General features: G+C 60.0%; 15 protein-coding genes and 1 pseudogene. 8 read left to right on the top strand and 8 right to left on the bottom strand.

The window, feature by feature from the left end; translation table 11 throughout:
- The first annotated feature begins 7 nt into the window (after positions 1 to 7).
- Positions 8 to 1,252 carry an MFS transporter gene (locus tag BBA01S_RS33820; protein ID WP_027820297.1) on the top strand — a complete coding sequence of 415 codons (1,245 nt, stop codon included), beginning with the start codon at positions 8 to 10 and terminating at the stop codon, positions 1,250 to 1,252.
- The gene (locus BBA01S_RS33815) at positions 1,249 to 2,502 is read left to right on the top strand and encodes an arsenic transporter (protein WP_027820296.1); all 1,254 of its coding nucleotides are present in this window, start codon (positions 1,249 to 1,251) and stop codon (positions 2,500 to 2,502) included. The genes BBA01S_RS33820 and BBA01S_RS33815 overlap by 4 nt, the downstream gene beginning before the upstream one ends.
- A 363-nt stretch (positions 2,503 to 2,865) precedes the next feature.
- Here BBA01S_RS33815 and BBA01S_RS44005 read toward each other — a convergent pair whose 3' ends face one another.
- Positions 2,866 to 3,903 (bottom strand): sensor domain-containing diguanylate cyclase, encoded by a 1,038-nt coding sequence (locus BBA01S_RS44005; RefSeq protein ID WP_084162710.1) that lies wholly within the window; start codon positions 3,901 to 3,903, stop codon positions 2,866 to 2,868.
- A gap of 469 nt (positions 3,904 to 4,372) precedes the next feature.
- Here BBA01S_RS44005 and BBA01S_RS47695 point away from each other — a divergent pair, with 469 nt between their 5' ends.
- Entirely contained in the window at positions 4,373 to 4,549 is a 177-nt protein-coding gene (locus BBA01S_RS47695) for a hypothetical protein (RefSeq protein ID WP_167336072.1), read from the top strand.
- A gap of 161 nt (positions 4,550 to 4,710) precedes the next feature.
- Here the strand turns inward: BBA01S_RS47695 and BBA01S_RS46240 are convergent, their stop codons facing one another.
- From BBA01S_RS46240 to BBA01S_RS44000, 3 genes are all read right to left on the bottom strand, one after another.
- Positions 4,711 to 5,097: an H-NS histone family protein gene (locus BBA01S_RS46240; RefSeq protein WP_084162709.1), complete on the bottom strand. Its 387-nt coding sequence runs from the start codon at positions 5,095 to 5,097 to the stop codon at positions 4,711 to 4,713.
- 669 nt (positions 5,098 to 5,766) lie between these two features.
- Complete coding sequence (locus BBA01S_RS33795; protein ID WP_322787850.1) at positions 5,767 to 6,507, bottom strand: acyloxyacyl hydrolase; 741 nt, start codon at positions 6,505 to 6,507, stop codon at positions 5,767 to 5,769.
- Between the two features lie 296 nt (positions 6,508 to 6,803).
- Entirely contained in the window at positions 6,804 to 8,705 is a 1,902-nt protein-coding gene (locus BBA01S_RS44000) for a putative bifunctional diguanylate cyclase/phosphodiesterase (protein ID WP_042298354.1), read from the bottom strand.
- Between the two features lie 673 nt (positions 8,706 to 9,378).
- Between BBA01S_RS44000 and BBA01S_RS48255 the strand changes: the two genes are divergently transcribed.
- The 5 genes and pseudogenes from BBA01S_RS48255 to BBA01S_RS48670 all read left to right on the top strand — a co-directional run bounded on the left by BBA01S_RS48255 (position 9,379) and on the right by BBA01S_RS48670 (position 11,741).
- On the top strand, positions 9,379 to 10,083 hold the full coding sequence (locus BBA01S_RS48255; protein ID WP_245641670.1) for a DNA polymerase ligase N-terminal domain-containing protein: 705 nt from the start codon (positions 9,379 to 9,381) through the stop codon (positions 10,081 to 10,083).
- Between the two features lie 6 nt (positions 10,084 to 10,089).
- A pseudogene (locus BBA01S_RS48555) lies at positions 10,090 to 10,494 on the top strand (ATP-dependent DNA ligase); the annotation flags it as partial.
- A 157-nt stretch (positions 10,495 to 10,651) separates the two neighbouring features.
- Entirely contained in the window at positions 10,652 to 11,080 is a 429-nt protein-coding gene (locus BBA01S_RS48245; protein WP_322787849.1) for an ATP dependent DNA ligase, read from the top strand.
- Complete coding sequence (gene ligD / locus BBA01S_RS48240) at positions 11,023 to 11,592, top strand: non-homologous end-joining DNA ligase LigD (RefSeq protein WP_407668358.1); 570 nt, start codon at positions 11,023 to 11,025, stop codon at positions 11,590 to 11,592. The genes BBA01S_RS48245 and ligD overlap by 58 nt, the downstream gene beginning before the upstream one ends.
- Positions 11,571 to 11,741, top strand: a complete 171-nt coding sequence (locus BBA01S_RS48670) for a hypothetical protein (protein ID WP_407668357.1) — start codon at positions 11,571 to 11,573, stop codon at positions 11,739 to 11,741. The genes ligD and BBA01S_RS48670 overlap by 22 nt, the downstream gene beginning before the upstream one ends.
- A gap of 60 nt (positions 11,742 to 11,801) precedes the next feature.
- Here BBA01S_RS48670 and BBA01S_RS33760 read toward each other — a convergent pair whose 3' ends face one another.
- The 4 genes from BBA01S_RS33760 to ku form a co-directional block, all read right to left on the bottom strand.
- Positions 11,802 to 12,095, bottom strand: a complete 294-nt coding sequence (locus BBA01S_RS33760; protein ID WP_027820290.1) for a hypothetical protein — start codon at positions 12,093 to 12,095, stop codon at positions 11,802 to 11,804.
- A gap of 202 nt (positions 12,096 to 12,297) precedes the next feature.
- A complete protein-coding gene (locus tag BBA01S_RS33755; protein WP_027820289.1) occupies positions 12,298 to 12,804 on the bottom strand; it encodes a hypothetical protein in 507 nt (168 codons plus the stop codon).
- Positions 12,805 to 12,863: 59 nt separating this feature from the next.
- Positions 12,864 to 13,817 (bottom strand): MerR family transcriptional regulator, encoded by a 954-nt coding sequence (locus tag BBA01S_RS33750; protein WP_027820288.1) that lies wholly within the window; start codon positions 13,815 to 13,817, stop codon positions 12,864 to 12,866.
- On the bottom strand, positions 13,817 to 14,722 hold the full coding sequence (ku, locus tag BBA01S_RS33745; protein ID WP_027820287.1) for a non-homologous end joining protein Ku: 906 nt from the start codon (positions 14,720 to 14,722) through the stop codon (positions 13,817 to 13,819). The genes BBA01S_RS33750 and ku overlap by 1 nt, the downstream gene beginning before the upstream one ends.
- Between the last annotated feature and the right edge of the window lie 122 nt (positions 14,723 to 14,844).

Here is a 14,844-nt window from a genome sequence, read left to right as displayed (position 1 = left end):
GTGAGCCATGAACCCTCAGTACGCGCTCGAAGGACTGAACTTCTTCATGGCCGATGTGCAGGCGGGCATCGGGCCATTCCTTGGCGTCTTTCTTCAGGCGCATGGCTGGCATCCCGAGGCGATCGGCACGGTAATGACCTTGGGCGGTATCGCAGGCATGCTCGCGACTTCTCCGGCAGGCGCTCTCGTCGATGCCACGCATCACAAGCGCGGCATTATTGTCATCGCGGGGGTGTTGACGACGCTTGCATCGCTCGTGCTGTGGGTATCGCATAGTTACTGGATGGTGGCGGCGTCGCAGATCCTCACCGCCGTGACGGGGGCCGCGCTGGGTCCCGCCGTTGCCGGCGTGACGCTTGGAATCGTGCGTGCGAAGGGGTTCGACCGGCAGTTCGGCCGCAATCAGGTGGCCAATCACGCGGGCAACGTGGTCGGCGCGGCGCTGTCGGGCTGGCTCGGATGGCGCTACGGATTCGGCGCGGTGTTCGTGCTGGCCGCCGTGTTCGGCATCCTCACGGTCATCTCGACGCTGCTGATCCGGCGAGACGCGATCGACCACGACAGCGCACGCGGTCTCGGAGCATCAACGTCGGGCGCGTCGACCCCCGAGCATGAGCATGCGAGCGGCTTTCGCGTATTGCTGACCTGCCGGCCCTTGCTGCTGGTCGCCGCATCGCTCGCGATGTTCCATCTGGGCAATGCGGCGATGCTGCCGCTCTACGGCATTGCGGTCGTCGCCGAGCATCAGGGCGATCCGAGCGCCTTTACCGCGCAGACCATCGTGGTCGCGCAACTCGTGATGGTCGTCGCGGCCTGCTTTGCGAGCCGCCTGATTCAGCGCATCGGTTACTGGGGTGTGATTCTGATCACTTTCCTCGCGCTGCCGCTGCGTGGCATGACCGCCGCAATGTTCATCACCGCGTGGGGCGTGTGGCCGGTGCAGGCGCTCGACGGCATCGGCGCGGGCTTGCAGAGCGTCGCGGTGCCTGGGCTGGTCGTGCGTCTGTTGCAGGGTACGGGACGGGTGAATGTCGGGCAGGGCGTGGTCATGACCGTGCAGGGAATCGGCGCAGCGTTGAGTCCAGCGCTCGGCGGCGTGCTCGCCCAGCACTTTGGCTACGCGACTGCTTTTCTCGTGCTGGGCGCTGTGTCGACCGGATCACTGGCGCTGTGGCTGCTCTTCGGCACCATGCTAAAAAAAGCTTGCGGCATCAACCGCGGCATCAACAACGATTCCCCTCTGGCGACATGAATCCGATTTTTCTCTCATGGGGCATTGCGCTCGCCGCAACTGCCGGCGTCATCTTGCGGCCGTTTCGCTGGCCCGAAGCGATCTGGGCCGTGGCCGGCGCCGTGATGCTCGTAGCACTCGGGCTGCTTCCAGCCCATCTTGCGTGGCAAGCGGTCGGCAAGGGCACGGACGTTTATCTGTTCCTTATAGGCATGATGTTGCTTTCGGAACTGGGTCGTCGTGAAGGCTTGTTCGACTGGGTGGCGGTGCACGCCGTCAATTTTGCGAAGGGATCGCCTCGCAAGCTCTTTCTGCTGATCTATCTCGTTGGCGTCGTCGTGACGACCTTTCTGTCGAACGACGCAGCCGCTGTCGTCCTCACGCCCGCAGTGTTTGCTGCCGCCAGAAAAGCGCAAACGAAGCCGCTTCCCCTGCTCTACGTCTGCGCGTTCATCGCGAATGCGGCGAGCTTCGTCCTGCCGATCTCGAACCCCGCGAATCTCGTGCTCTATGCGAACCACACACCGGCGCTCGGTCTTTGGGTCGCGCGCTTCGCCCTGCCTTCGGTGTTGTCGATCGTCGCCACTTTCTTGATGTTGCGCTGGACGCAGCGTGCAAATCTCGGCGATACCTGCGCGCGCGACCTGTTGGTCGAACCACTCAGCACGAACGGCAAACTGACGCTGGCGAGCACGGGCGTGACTGCGATCGCACTGCTGGTCGTCTCGGCGTTCGATCTGCAACTCGGCCTGCCCACTGCGATTCTCGGCATCCTCACGGCGGTGGTTGTACTGATCAAGGAGCGCCAGTCACCCGTGGAGTTGGTCAGCGAAATATCGTGGAGCGCGTTGCCGCTCGTCGCGGGCCTCTTCGTGCTAGTCGAAGTGCTCGATCATACCGGTGTCATCCGCGAGCTCTCGGCGTTTCTGCGGCAGGCAAGCCAACAGAATCAGCCAATGACGGCGGCCGCTTCCGGTCTCGTCATCGCGTTCGGAAGCAATGCGATCAACAATCTGCCTGCCGGACTGATCGCCAGCGCGACCGCTTTGCAGGCGCACAGTCCTGAGCGCGTCATCGACGCTCTGCTGATCGGCGTGGACCTTGGCCCGAATCTTTCGATCACCGGCTCGCTCGCGACGATCCTCTGGCTCTCCTCGATTCGACGGGAAGGCGAGGAAGTGAGCTTCATGCAGTTCCTGAAGGTCGGCGTCGTCGTCATGCTTCCCGCGCTTGTCCTGGCGCTCGGCAGCCGGCTCCTGACCGGACATTGAAGGTTCACAAACGGAGACAGGAACAATGAGCGGCACGTGGATTCATCCCTTCATCATCCTAGGCGGCATTCTAAAGGCCGCAGGCGCTCCGATCAACGGCGAACTCAAAGGCACGCACCGCTTTGGGATTCGATTCATTCATTCCTCCGTTTCACGATTTTACGAAACGTTGGCTTCCACTTTTTTCATCCGACCTCATTCTGGTATGAGATGCAGCCTGAATCGAAGGACGACGCTTGGCGATATGCGCCGAAACATTTAGGCAAAGCATGTTTATGTCGTGGCTATTCGTGCGCGACTTGCTAGCTGCTGATCATCAACTTGTCGAGTCTGCTGGCACCGCCCGGGTTCTTTCCGACCGCATCAGGGCGCGGATTCCCATTCGCAGCCAAATAGATGGGACTTGCAGCCTACAACGACGAGGTTGCGTCCGCGGCGCTTCGCGTCATAGAGCGCAGCGTCAGCTTCACTGATAAAGGTTTCCGGATCCGGCGTCCCGTGTCTGGCGGACGTCACCCCAACGCTTGCCGTCACCGCGATGACCTCGCCCTGAACTTCCACGGGAGTGTCGCCGATCGTGCGGCGGATTTTTTCGGCTACATGTGTAGCATGGTCGATGGGCGTGCAGGGCAACAGTAGCGCGAATTCCTCGCCCCCGAAGCGCCCGAAGATGTCTTCTTTTCGCACCACGCCCGCCACTCGCTGCGCCATGGTGCGCAGCACTGTGTCGCCGACAATGTGGCCGAAATCGTCGTTGACTTTCTTGAAGTGATCGAGATCGAACAGCAGCACCGAAAGCTCGCCACCGTAACGCTGCCAGCGCGAGAATTCCTCGGCCAGACGCGTCTCGAAGTAGCGGCGATTGCCTATGCCGGTCAGACCGTCGCGGTTGGCGTATTCGCGCAGCCTGGAGACGGCATCCTCGCGCTCTCGCTGCATCACGCTCACGTGCGTCACATCGGTGATTGTTACGCACACGGCGATCACTTCGCGATCGCGCAGAAGCGGGATGAAGGTGCAGTCCTGCTGCATGTAATCGACGCCGCCCGTGATGGGCCGGTCGTGATCGAAGCGGAACAGATATGGGCGCTGCTCCCACGAGCTGAAGGCAAAGCCGCCGAGCTTGAATACGCTTTCAACCTTGCGCTCAAGCCAGGCACGGGGCAGTTCGGGAAAGCACTCCAACACCGGGCGGCCGATCACGTCTTCGGCGCCAACGCCGCTGTGATCCTGCATGAACCGGTTCCACAGCAGAACATTGAGCTTGTGGTCGAGTACGAATATCCCAAGATTCAGCCGCTCCACGACAAGCTGGGTGAGCAAGGCATTGCCCTGAAGCGTATCCGGAACCGATTGCTCGTTAGCGACACCGGCTTTATCGTTTTCTGGGTAGCGAATCATCTCTATCGCCTTGGTGGAGGAGTGCGTGCATTCGCACGTCGGCAAGCGCCTCAGATCGCGCCTTCAGACGCGTTGTGTTGTTCAGGGGTCACCATCTATGGGCTCCGCCAGCGAGATTCAAGAGCCAGAAGAGAGTTCTACGGTCTCTTTTGTACCTGCGATTGAGGGGGCGCGCCCTTGTGGAGTTGCCTCTGTAATTTCGGACACAGCTTCACACCAAGGTTGCTGAATCCATTGAGCGCCGGAACTCGCAAGGCGAGCGATACTCCCGCGCGCTATGGGCATGCTTCTCGCTAGTGGTATCGAAGTAAGCGCGGACAACAAGCCGCGCCACAGGCCCGAACATTGTTCCACTGTGTTGGCAAATCCGACGGTAATACCCCCGTCCGGTAAGCGGGATCAGAAGTAGAATTTCCAGCAAAGGGAGCTCTTCGCAATGAAGAAGTCGAGTTTCACGGATAGTCAGATCATGGATGCGCTCAAGCGCGCGGTCGCTTGCCCCGCGCGACTGGATGCTGCGGTAGCGACTGGCACCGACGAGGTCGTGCACGAATGGCTGACCGAGCACGCAACGGCAATCTTTAGCGCGCCGGGCGAAATCGCGTTATCGAACTCCCTGATTTCCGAAAGACTTCGGCTACGCTAGCAGCGTCACTGGAACTGCTAGATTATGAACGACGACAGCGATCCACTGGAATGCGTACACACTTCGGCAAGCATAAGCCTCACTGATATTCCAGCGAACCAAATCTGCGGGCAGTTCAACTGTAGAAAAAAGCCCCGCGTTTTGCTGGGCGAATTTGACAATCAGTCGATCAGGAATTGGGTTCGATCCTTGCCTTCGATCCACGCAGGTGCGCGACCGCGTCCACTCCACGTTTGACCTGTTTGGGGGTTGCGGTATTTTGCTCCGACCGGCCCTCGAAGCGCGCCTGGACCACGCGGGCCGATCGCACGTGCACGTGTGAACTGAACCTGGTCGTGCAGGTCGTATTCGTCAACAAGCTGACGAATCTGTTCCATCACGCCTGCGACTTCTGCTTCCCGCACGGCCGCGATCCGTGCTTCCAGCTCCGCACGTTGCGCCAGTAACGTCTGATAGTGAGACGTGACTTTTTCAGCGGCCGCTGAGGACTTGGACTTGTCGAAAAGCGCCTCGGCCTGTTTTACTACATCCTTTTTCGCAGTAGCCATCGTGTTTCCGGTATGTGCCATAGACAAAACCCGCTATATAGTGACGGGCGGTTCAAAAGGATACAAAAATAAACCCATGGTTTCCAGCGTGAAAAGCCGTCCGTCTCAGCGCAATCAGAGTGTTCGATAGCGAGATATCGCCGCTAAGATATAGACCGCAAACCCAATGGCGCGATCTTGGAAATTACTCTACTTACGTTAGCTAGAATTCTCTAGGCTCATTCGACGCCTGTCCGCACGCCGCCGCGGCAAACTCACAGCCATGTGAATGACGACAGACGTCCAATAACCCTTAACGACCGCTGCCATCCGCCACAACTATGCGGATCGCGACCGAACGATAGAGAACGGGACCGGCTCCTCGCACGGCATCGCATTCCGAACTAAACCGGCATTCACGGAGACACGCGAGACCGAACGCGCCGAATCATATCAATCCGGGGAAGCAACAAAGTTTATCCCTACTTCGCAAGACACGCAATCAATTGATTTTCGGAGAAATATTGCTCCTCGATTGCGAAAATTCACCTGAATTTCGGCGAAGCTTCTACTTTACTTCGCGAAACGCAACATCTTTAGTTCGGCGGACAGTAGCGGGTAAAGGCGGAAGAGCGCCGCCAGCGAGGCGCAGCTGGATTGCACGAGGCAAAAAGGGAAAGCGGAACACGCTCAGAAGTTGTACTGCACGTAAACCGAGGTGAAGTTGAGCCCGGGATTCGGCGTCTTGATGTCGGCGTTCGAGATGTGCTGGAAGCGCACGCCAGCCTGGTAGTTCTGGTGCGCGCCGAACTGTGCGCCGACGCCAACCATATCCGCGAACTGGAAGGCCGATGACAGCGTGCGGTCCGGCGTCAGCTCGACGTGCGTGAGCATGCGTACGCCCACACCCGCCTCGAAGTACGGACGGATCCAACCGGTGTCCTTGATGATTCGGAAGACCGGCGTCATACCGAACTCCCAGATGGTCGGCTGTGTGGCGGCAGTTTCACTGAGGTGCCAGTAGGCCCCGTGAAACTCTCCGATTAGGGTAAAGTGAAAGCCCACGATGTGCCACCACTGCAAACCAGGGTCCCAGACGAGCCCGAAGTCGAGCTTCTTGACATCGTGATCCGCCACGCCCGGGCCGATCTGAATTCCGAACTGGTCGGCTTGCGCACTGGCTGTGCCAGCAGCGAATATGGCGGCGCACAGGCCCCTGAGAAGGCTGCCCGCCCACACCGATTTTCTTGCTGTCATGAACATCCCCGACAAGGAACGACACTTTACGACGCGGCGATATCCGGCCCGCTCCACCTGAACCGCTGACTTCCCGTGCCGACGTTTGCCCGTCCCCGCGCGCGAGGATGCGGACGTCAGCGCCATTTGAACTGGCTTGAGTACATCGCTGCAGGCAAGTTCGGTCGTTTGCAAATGATTTTTCCGCGCAGTGTCGCCAGTTTAGTCGCGAATTTGTGATCGCGCTCAAAGCGAGCGCGATCAATCAGGGATGGAATGCTTACAGCGAGATTCATAGCGCTTGTAAGTGGTGCAAGCAGGTGGACCGGGTCGGGCTCGCATTCAGCGAATGGCTTCACGGGATGAGCGGAAAAAAGAGGTGGTCGCGCAAATTCGGACAGTCGGGTAAGTGGAATGCCCGGGGCCCACGTATTGGACGCACGCAGTGCGTCCACCGCCATGAACAGCCTTTCGCCATCGCTCAAAATTTGTCATTCAAGAGTCTGCTCTGCATTGAACAACGGCCTTCTGAAAGACGAAGTCAGCGCAGGTACCGGGCGCCCGAACAAATAACCCTGCATGACATTGCAACCAAGTTCACGCAGCGCCTTGCATTGAGCCTCAGTCTCTACTCCTTCGGTCACGCATGTTAGTCCTAAATTTCTACACATACCCATAATGCTTCGCACAATGTCCTGGGCGGCAACATCAGAGTCAATCTCCTGAACGAAACTACGGTCGATCTTCACCTTGTCGAGTGGCAACCGATGAATGCAATGCAAGCTCGAAAATCCCGTGCCGAAGTCGTCGAGCGCGATGTGAACGCCGAACTGTTTAAGTTGATTCAACGCGCTTCGCATCCGATCGAAATCGAGAATTACCGCGGTTTCGGTAATCTCGATCGTCAGACGCTCTGGCGAGACAGAACTTTTCCGGATCATGTCCATGACGGAAAAAATCGTGTCAGGCGAGTTCATGTCACGGGCGGACAGATTGAACGACACTCGAACGTGGGGCTCAGCCTCCCGCAGTGCGTCAAGGGCTTTCCCAAGAAGTATCAGTGTAATCGTATGGACGAGGTCGCTCCGCTCCGCGACTGCTATGAACTCTGACGGCGCAACATCACCCAACGTAGTGTTCCGCCAGCGTGCCAGAGCTTCAAACGACACGACGTATCCGTTCGTCACGTCGATAATAGGTTGGTAATGAAGGGTCATCTCGCGAGACAGGTCAGCCTGGCGGAGTAACTGCTCAATCACGTTTGACCTCCGGATCGCGCTTTCAATCTCGCTGGAAAAAATCGTGGTGCCACCGCGCCCGTGTTCCTTGGCGTGGTACAGGGCGTGGTCCGCACGCTCGAACAATTGCTGAGATGTTGTTGCGGCGATGGGAAACTGTGCAATGCCCAGCGATGCTGCTACCCGAATGCTTGCACCTGCGCAACGATAGGGTGCTTCCAGTACCTTGGATATCATATTTCCAAGCGTCTGCAGGCTTTCGATCTGCGTGTCGCCGGTCACCACAAGCCCAAATTCGTCACCGCCCAGGCGCGCGAACGTGCATTCTGGAGATTGGAGCCGCGTCAGCCGTCTGCTGACCTCCTCTAGCACCTGATCTCCGGTCGGATGGCCGTGGAGGTCGTTGACCTGTTTGAAACCATCGAGATCGATTACGCCCACCGCGAATGTCTTACAGCCATCGGCCATCTCACCGCAGAGTTCATCGAGCCGCTCCAGAAACGACCGCCGGTTCGGCAATCCGGTCAGCGCATCCAGGTTTGCAAGTCTAGAATTGGTATCGCTAAGCGCCTGTAAAGCCCTTCTGGATTGAATCAGGCTCGCGAAGTCCCGGTAATGCGTGAGCATCATCATGAGGATGGCAATCGTGACAAGCAACATGTTCAATGCGATGGCTACGAGAACCGAATTCCCCGTGCGGACGAAAAATATCGTGAAAGGGATGACCACGATCGCCGTCAGCAAAAGCGCGGCCCTACGCAGGTGCACGAGGCAAAAGATGCACCCTATGACGGTAATGGCCATGGAAAAGGCAATCTGTACGCGCGCGTAAGCATCGCCATACGGGTACAGCGCAAATCCCCAGGCTGTAAACCCGACCCCAAACGCGGCGGTGACCCAGGTTGCCAACGAGAGCCGTTGGTAGATTTCCCGATCCGTCAGATAACGATGGCGTCGACGGCGGCCGAGCCAAACGAGGAGGCGAGTCAAACCGATGGAACACAGGACGCCTGGGATATAGATAGAAAGCCACCTGGGTGAGTCGCGCAGATGTGTATAAGCAACTGCTCCGGTGTTGATCAGAAGTATGAAATAGAGCAGCGGCACTTGCCGCGAAAACGCGTGGAATTGCGCGTTGATGAGTTCGCCATCCAAGGCGGAACTTCGGCTATGCTCCGATTGATTATCAAAAGATACCATTATGATCCGCTTTTGTGAGGCGCGTTGGGAGCCAAGCGAAGGCCTTCCTAGTCGAGCTGACTTCAGTATAACGGCGTCACGCTGGTATACATGAATAGCAAGCGGTCGTTCTTCGATGATGATTGCGGTACGCCGGGTGGCGCGGAGGACCGTTATTGAGCTTAATTTGGCCTTTCACTGATCCCTCGTTAGATGACAGGACCGGTCGACACCGCAGTTTTTGGACGTTGGCGAATGTCCGTGCCGAGTCTGCTTGCAGGTGCGAGCCCGTCGGCACAGGCGGGCCGCCGTCCGGCGCGTTGTTACAAAATTAAGATCGCAACGGAGACGTTTTTAATTCGCTCTACGTCCATCCATCATTTACGCCGCCTCGTATCCTGCAATGATCACTGATGCAGTAATAGTTTCCGCACCGGAACGGTAATCGTCGACGACAAGAAGCGGCGGCCCCGCGGCCACCGAGCGACAACCGGTCCGGAGCATGTCCAATCGCTGGTGTGTGGATAATTTTCCATACAGAAAGTCGAATATGTAGTTCGACCATGTTGGCAACTGGCTGCGCGTCCGGTGTTGTGGCACGAGCTTTGCACTCGAATGCTACTGCCGATCGTGACGGCCCGCTCACCCGATACTCACGCAAGCGAAATTTCGACGCCACGCCCGAGCCTGTCGCCCCCAAAAAAACGGCGCGCGGTCGACGCGCGGCGCCGTCCTTTGTATCCAGAAACACTGGGCGAGCCACCTGCATCACGACTTCCGCCTCGGAGCCGGTGGCGTGCTGCTCTCCTGGGCGGTACCGAAGGGGCCGTGCTTCGACCCGAAGGTCACGCGCATGGCGGTGCATGTAGAGGATCATCCCCTCCACTACGCCAGCTTCGGGGGCACCATCCCCGAAAAACAGTATGGCGCGGGCACCGTCATTGTCTGGGATCAAGGCACCTGGGAACCCCAGGGCGATCCAGGAGCCGGCATGAAGTCGGGAAAACTCGTTTTCCGCCTTCATGGCGAAAAGCTCGCAGGACTGTGGGAACTGGTGCGGATCGCCAAACCAGGCGACCTGCAAGACCAATGGCTCCTGTTCAAGAAGCGCGACGAATGGGCAAGACCGCTTTCCGAGTACGACGACGTCAAGGTACTGCCAGATAGCGTCGTCGCGCATCCGTTGGGACTGCTTGAACAGCGGGAGCCGAAGGTGCCAGTATCTAAATCCGCCCACCCAGCGCCCGCAGACCTTTCTGCGGCAGTGTGCGCGCCGCTTCTTCGAAGATCGAGCCCCAGCTCGCGACACTGGCGTCGTCGTTGCCCACTGGCGGAGACTGGATTATCGAGATGAAGCTGGATGGCTACCGGCTGCTCGGGCGTATCGATGATGGGGACGTTCGGCTCCTTACGCGAGGAGGTCATGACTGGGCGGCACGTTTCCCCGTGCGACGAACGCAAGGCGCTGGCCCTTCCCGGTGCATGGCTGGACGGCGAGATTGTCATGCTGAAGAACGGCCTGCCGAACTTTTCTGCACTCCGGAACGCGATGGACGTCCACACCAACCGGGACATTGTCTATTTCCTGTTCGATCTGATGTATGTCGACGGCCGCGACATGCGGAAGGTGTCGTTATGGGCGCGCCGCGCCCGGCTCGCGGAGGTACTGGAACACGCGGGCGAGCATCTGCGCCTGAGCGAGGCGTTCGACGCGCCCGCCGCGGCGGTGTTCGAGGCCGCCGCCAGTCTCGGACTCGAAGGGCTCATGCTCAAGCGACGCCATGCGCCGTATGAATCTGGACGCACCCAGTCTCGGTTGAAGGCCAAGGCGCGCCTGCGTCAGGAGCTGGTCGTCTGCGGCTCTACTGCCCGCGGGAGCAAGGACGGCGAGATCGGCAGCCTCCAGCTGGGCTATTACGACGATGCGGGGAAGCTGCATGACGCGGGCAGCGTCGGCACCGGCTGGGATTCCCGCACCGCGCGCGACATATTGGGATCGCCTCGCCCCGCTGGAAATCCAGTCGTCGCCGTTCGACGTCACCGCGGCGAAGGCACGCCGCTGGTCGCGCCGCGCCACAGGCACACAGCGGTGGGTCGAGCCCCGGCTGCTTGCCGAAGTGGAGTTCGCGGAGTGGACAGCGGACGGCGTCGTGCGCCAGGCCGCGTTCAAGGGACTGCGCCTTGACAAGCCGGCGACGGCGGTTGTGCGGGAGGGCGGCAAGACGGGCGCGCCGGTATCGTCGCCTGCGTTTAAGATCACCCATCCGGAGCGGGTCGTCGCGCGCCAGCGGGGATCAGCGGCGAACTATTCTTCCAGAAACACGCCGAGCGAACCGCCATGCCGGGCGTGACGTTGCACGATCGCCGGTTGTGGCCGGATCATCCCGCTCTGCTGTCGATCGATACGGGTGAGGCACTGCTGTCGGCGGCCCAGATGAACACCGTCGAATTTCATACCTGGAACTCGACGGTCGCACGCATCGAGCGTCCTGACAGGGTGATTTTCGACCTTGACCCGGGCGAGGGCGTGAAGTGGGCGTATGTTCAGGAAGCGGCGCTGCTGGTGCAGACGCTGCTCGGCGAGCTTGAACTCAAAGCGTGGCTGAAGACGAGCGGAGGCAAGGGCCTGCATATCGTCGTGCCGCTTGCGCCGCGTCTGGGATACAGCGCGGTGAAAGACTTTTCGCAGGTATTCGGCGGACACATCGCGAAGACCATTCCCCAGCGCTTCTCGGCGACATCGGGGCCATCGAACCGGATCGGCAAGGTCTACGTCGACTATCTGCGCAACGGAATCGGCCAGGCGACGGGGCCGCGTTTTCTGCGCGGGCGAGGGCGGGCATGGGCGTGTCGATGCCCGTAGCGTGGCAGCAACTGCCTGAACTCAAAGGCGGTGCCCAGTGGAACGTGCAGACGGCGCGCGAGTACCTGAGCTTTCAGCCGACGGATCCATGGGCCGAGTACTGGTCGACGGCCCAGACGCTGGCAGGGGCAATGAAGCGTCTCAGATAGCGCGTCGCTCCTCACTGGCAGCCCGATACCGTATTCCGTGCATACTCGCGGGACAGTTCGTCAATGGCCAGTGTTCGTTGTAGACGACCCGCTTATGTGTGCTGTTCGCTGCGAAGCCGCGGCGAGCACGTCGTGAAGATCGGAGTAAGTTGCGCCGGAGGTTCCGGAGAGATGCCCGAGGGCCGCCATGGCGTGATCGTACATACCGTTGTCCAGGCTGCTCCTGAGTGGCGCGCACCCTTCGATCTCCGGGGGCCCGGCGATGGCCTCATCCCAGAAGCCATCCATTGCGTCACGCAGTTCGCCATAGGTATTTGCGAGATTGATCGCAGCGATGCGTTGGCTTAGCGTCATGACTGGATGTCCTGATTCACGTTGTGACGGATCTTCATGATTTACCCCGTCGCGCTTCAACCCCGATGAAGTGCGACTTTTGTGCCGGCCGACGCCGGCACTTTTTTTGGCACGCACGACCGCGTTCTGCGTGCCCCAAGCAGCAGAGCGAGCGACGGTGCGCCCATACCCGGCCTCCCGACGATCGCCAGGCGCATACGGACTACTGCTGCACCTTCACGTCCTCGCGCTTGGCTGTCTCCATTGCCTCGGGCTCCAGCTCCTCCGCTGATCGATTGAGGTGAACGAACAACCCCCATGCCGCCAGAAGGATGCCGGCGGAAACAATCAGCTCCGCCGCGTAACGAAGCTGTGTCGGATCCTGATGGAGCGCCTTGAACGTCGCGACGAGTCCTTCGATGGCAAGCGCAACCACCACGACGACCATGAATCGCGACAAGAAGCGTCGCACACGCGTCGGGCCGCTGACATCGGCCTCGCGAATGACCTCTTCCTCCACGATGGTCTCGGCGATCTGCATGGCGACCACAGCGCAGGCCAGCAGCCCCAGCGCCTCGATGATGGACTGCGCACTCGCCGGATCCCACTGAGCGATGAACGCCGTCCATCCTGCCCGCGCCGCAATGACAATCAGCATCAGGGCGGCGCACGTGAAGAGGGCGGCCATCAAGCCGTGTACGACCGTAAAGCAGCGCCAAACGAACTTCATGGTGTGGCTCCTTTGCATACCAGAGGGATGACAGCTTTTTTGTCGACGTAGCTAGCTCCTCACACTATCGAGCGCCGCCATGCACTTAGGTGCCGGATGACCGCGCGCGCATCACCCTTGAGCTTGCTCATCAACGACTCCAGATGACGCATGGCTTCGCCGTGGTTCGGGTTGATCTGAAGACACTTGATGTAGGCCTGTGCCGCGCCGTCAAGTTCGCCGAGTTGTTCGAGCATCGAGGCATGGCCGAAGGCCGCATCCTCGCTATGAGGATTCACCTCGAGGCAGCGCAGATAGCCGCGCGTGGCCTCGCGCAACTGGCCAGCGTGTTCAAGCAGCACCGCGCGGTTGTAATGCAACAGATCTGCATCCTCGAAATGCGTTAGCGCCTCTTCGAAGACCGTCAGCGCATCCGCGCAACGATCGTCACTGCTGGCGAGCAGCGCACCGAGGTTCGCGTACGCGTGATAGTGCGGCTGAGGCGATAGCGCGATGGCTTTTCGGTACGCGCGCTCGGCGTCCATGGGATTGATCTCGTGCAGCCTTTCTGCATTTTCGAACCAGCTCGCCGCCTGTCGCGCGCGATCCTGAAGAACGGCCGGTGAACTGTCCATCCGGCTGACGGGATTCTGGGTTTCGGGATTGCCGGCATCGCCGAAATCCAGCAGCAGTTGCCCGGAGTTTGCGTCCCACTGGGTTGCGCCCGTGCGCACGGCGACTGTGTCGCCGACCGCGCTAATCCGAAGGCCGGAAAACGGCGTGCTGTCGGGTAGCTCGCTTTTCAGTCGCGCCAGTGCGCGAAGTATCCGGCGCCCCGGAATTCTCGCCGCCTTCAGTTGATATGCTATGCGAAGCAAAACGACATCGCGGAAAGAGAAGCGCAGTTCGTTCCGGTGTCCGCGTGTCGGCGTGACGAAGCCGGCATTGATCAGGCTCGACAGCACCTTGCGTGAGACGCCCAGCAGGGATTGCAGATCCCGGATCGAGTACCCGTGTACAGGGGCGTTGCGCATTACTTTCGGGCCCGTTTAGCCGGGGCGGCTGCTGGCGTCACCTCGGCGCGTTTGACCGCGCGGGTGCGCTTCGCGGCAGGAAGGGGCGACACCTCCGCGACCGTGGCCCTGGCTGCGGAAGCCTTCTTTTTGGCGCCGCCGGTCAGGCTTGCCCGCAACGCGTCCATGAGGTTGATGACCTGGCCACCCGAGGGCGCGCTTTCTTCGGCTGACGCGACAATCTGCTGCCCCTCGATCTTTGCGTCGATCGCCGCGAGAACGCGCTCTTGCTCGACGTTTTCATACTGGTCGGGGTCGTAACTGTCAGACTCGCCCTGGGCGATGATCTGAAGTGCAAGCTTCAGTTCAGCGGCGGAAACCGGGGCGTGTTCGACGTCGCCATCCTTGAGCGAGCGGACTTCCGCGCTCCACAACAGCTGCTGGAACACCATCCCGTCGTCGGTTGCGCGGATCTGCACCATGCAGGTCTTGCCCTTGTTGTTCCAGCTGGCAAGCGCGCAGCGGCCACTCGCCTGAAGCGCGCGTTGCAGCAGGGGCTTGGCGCCGCGTTTGTCCGGTGCGATGAAGTACGCCCTGTCGTAGTAGAGCGGATCGACCGCCTTATCGGGCACGAACGCCACGATCTCGACGAGGTGGGTGGGGCTTTCTTCGAGCGCCTTGAGTTCGTCTGGCGTGAAGACCACAAATTTTCCCTTCTCGAACTCGTAACCCTTGGTCATTTCCGCACGCTCGTCCTTTTTGCTCGTGCTTCTCGACACGTACTGCTGCTCGAGGCGGGAGCCATCGGGCGCGAGCAGGTTGAACCGGATTGTGGCGGAGCTTTCCGTCGCGCTGAACAGGCGAACCGGTATCGACACGAGGCCGAAGCTCAACGAAAGGGAGGCAATGGATCGGGCGGTAACCATGGCTGCATCCTTGCAGGGCGGAGCACGCTCCGGGCGAAACGATGATTGGGGCAATCAGACACCGCGCACGCGATTCCAATATCCGGTTCGGGGTCTTGTCGGGTATGCGGCTGGCGAGCAGA

Origin of the sequence: Paraburkholderia bannensis NBRC 103871, assembly GCF_000685015.1 — a bacterium.
GTDB classification, from domain to species: domain Bacteria; phylum Pseudomonadota; class Gammaproteobacteria; order Burkholderiales; family Burkholderiaceae; genus Paraburkholderia; species Paraburkholderia bannensis.
Note: the sequence above shows the minus strand (reverse complement) of the source record. Positions and strands in the feature narration are given on the sequence as shown.

Excerpts from the sequence above, each read along its gene's own strand:
- BBA01S_RS33820 (WP_027820297.1), top strand. The coding sequence starts at position 8 with ATGAACCCTCAGTACGCGCTCGAAGGACTGAACTTCTTCATGGCCGAT.
- BBA01S_RS33815 (WP_027820296.1), top strand. The coding sequence starts at position 1,249 with ATGAATCCGATTTTTCTCTCATGGGGCATTGCGCTCGCCGCAACTGCC.
- BBA01S_RS44005 (WP_084162710.1), bottom strand. The coding sequence starts at position 3,903 with ATGATTCGCTACCCAGAAAACGATAAAGCCGGTGTCGCTAACGAGCAA.
- BBA01S_RS47695 (WP_167336072.1), top strand. The coding sequence starts at position 4,373 with ATGGATGCGCTCAAGCGCGCGGTCGCTTGCCCCGCGCGACTGGATGCT.
- BBA01S_RS46240 (WP_084162709.1), bottom strand. The coding sequence starts at position 5,097 with ATGGCTACTGCGAAAAAGGATGTAGTAAAACAGGCCGAGGCGCTTTTC.
- BBA01S_RS48245 (WP_322787849.1), top strand. The coding sequence starts at position 10,652 with ATGCGGGGAAGCTGCATGACGCGGGCAGCGTCGGCACCGGCTGGGATT.
- BBA01S_RS48670 (WP_407668357.1), top strand. The coding sequence starts at position 11,571 with ATGGGCGTGTCGATGCCCGTAGCGTGGCAGCAACTGCCTGAACTCAAA.
- BBA01S_RS33760 (WP_027820290.1), bottom strand. The coding sequence starts at position 12,095 with ATGACGCTAAGCCAACGCATCGCTGCGATCAATCTCGCAAATACCTAT.
- BBA01S_RS33755 (WP_027820289.1), bottom strand. The coding sequence starts at position 12,804 with ATGAAGTTCGTTTGGCGCTGCTTTACGGTCGTACACGGCTTGATGGCC.
- BBA01S_RS33750 (WP_027820288.1), bottom strand. The coding sequence starts at position 13,817 with ATGCGCAACGCCCCTGTACACGGGTACTCGATCCGGGATCTGCAATCC.
- ku (WP_027820287.1), bottom strand. The coding sequence starts at position 14,722 with ATGGTTACCGCCCGATCCATTGCCTCCCTTTCGTTGAGCTTCGGCCTC.